This is a genomic window from Nonomuraea turcica (assembly GCF_030718205.1).
In the GTDB taxonomy this organism is placed as follows: Bacteria; Actinomycetota; Actinomycetes; order Streptosporangiales; family Streptosporangiaceae; genus Nonomuraea.
In genome coordinates this window covers 1-1,779 of record NZ_JAUZQF010000078.1, presented here as the reverse complement: position 1 = coordinate 1,779, position 1,779 = coordinate 1, and the positions used below count along the sequence as shown (strand labels likewise).

1 protein-coding gene is annotated in these 1,779 nt (G+C 69.9%); it reads left to right on the top strand.

The genetic code is table 11. The annotated features are described in order from the left end of the window. Nucleotides 1-186: 186 nt before the first annotated feature. Nucleotides 187-1,779, top strand: a 1,593-nt coding sequence (gene istA / locus Q9G87_RS60230; RefSeq protein ID WP_305925674.1) for an IS21 family transposase, incomplete at its 3' end; no start/stop codon positions are given.

Here is a 1,779-nt window from a genome sequence, read left to right as displayed (position 1 = left end):
TGTCGCCGGCCAGCTTCATGGGACCACTTGGGAGGAGTTTCTGCCACGAGCATGGGACCACCCGGTTGCCAGTGATGGGACCACCCGGCGTGTCACGTTCAGGTGGTTGATCACTTCCGGTTACGACTTCTGCCAGGTCATCCGACATGGCGGGGGTTCGGGGGCATGGCGTTCCGGGAGGTTTCGGTGATTGAGGTACGCGAGGTGCTGCGGGCGTGGCTGACGGGGGTCGGCCTGCGCAAGGTGGCCGAGCAGGCGGGGGTGGACCGTAAGACGGCTCGCCGGTATGTCGAGGCGGCGCAGGCGGCGGGCCTGGTCCGCGAGGGCGGCGCCGGGCAGTTGACCGATGAGCTGATCGGTCAGGTCGTCGATCGGGTGCGGCCGGTGCGCGCCGATGGGCGGCACGGCGCGAGCTGGGCGGTGCTGGAGGAGCGCCACGAGCAGATCCGCGGCTGGGTCCAGCAGGGCCTGCAGGTGGAGAAGATCCGTCTGAAGCTGGTCCGGCTCGGCGTGGAGGTGCCGTATCGCACGTTGCATCGCTTCTGCGTGGAGCGGTGCACGTTCGGCCGGGGTAAGACCACCGTCCGAGTGCTGGACGGAGCTCCGGGCAAGGAGTGCCAGGTCGACTTCGCCCGGCTCGGGCTGATCTATGATCCGGCGGCCGGGCGGCGGCGGGCCGCGCATGTGCTGATCTTCACGGCGGTCTACTCGCGGCACATGTTCATCTGGCTGACCTTCTCCCAGACGCTGGAGGCGGTGATCGCCGGCTGCGAGCAGGCGTGGCGGTTCTTCGGCGGGGTGTTCCAGGTGCTCATCCCGGACAACCTGAGCCCGGTCATCTGCGATGCCGACGCCATCAACCCGACCTTCACCGCCGGCTGGCTGGACTACGCCCAGCACGCCGGCTTCGCCACCGACCCAGCGCGGGTCCGCGCGCCGAAGGACAAGCCGAAGGTGGAGCGGATGGTGCAGTACGTGCGCGGCAACTTCTTCGCCGGGGAGGACTTCGCCGATCTGGCCGATGCCCAGGCCAGCGCCGAAGCCTGGTGCCGCACCACGGCGGGACTGCGCCTGCATGGCACCACCTGCGCGCGTCCGGCCGAGGTGTTCGAGCAGCGGGAGGCCGCCTGCCTGCTGGCTCTGCCCGAACGCCCCTATGACGTGCCGATCTTTAAGAAGGTGAAGGTGCACAAGGACTACCACGTCGAGATCGGCAAGGCGTTGTACTCGGTGCCCGGCGAATACATCGGCCGGCACCTGCTGGCCCGCGCCGACGGCGCGCTGGTCAAGCTGTTCGACCGCGGGCGGCTGGTCAAGACCCATCCCCGCCAGGCCGCCGGCGGCCGCAGCACCGACCGGGCCGACCTGCCCGCCGAGCGCGCGACCTATGCGATGCGCGACATCGACACGCTGATCCGCTCCGCCCATCGGGCCGGCACCAACGTGGGCATCTACGCTGAACGGCACTTCGATGACAGCCTGCCCTGGACGCGCATGCGGCAGGTCTACCGGCTGCTCGGCCTGGTGCGCCGCTACGGCGCCGAACCGGTCGACGTGGCCTGCGGCAAGGCCCTGGAGCTGGATGTGCTGTCGGTGTCGAAGATCTCATCAATGCTCGCGGCCGGCACCGAGCACGTCCCGATCCCTGCGCCACGCCCGGCAGCAGGCGCCGCAGCCCGCTTCGCCCGCGACCCCGCCGAGTTCAACCCGCGCCGCGCCCACCTGGCCCTGGTCGGCGCCAACACCGCTGACATCACCGCCACCGCTGACATCACCGCC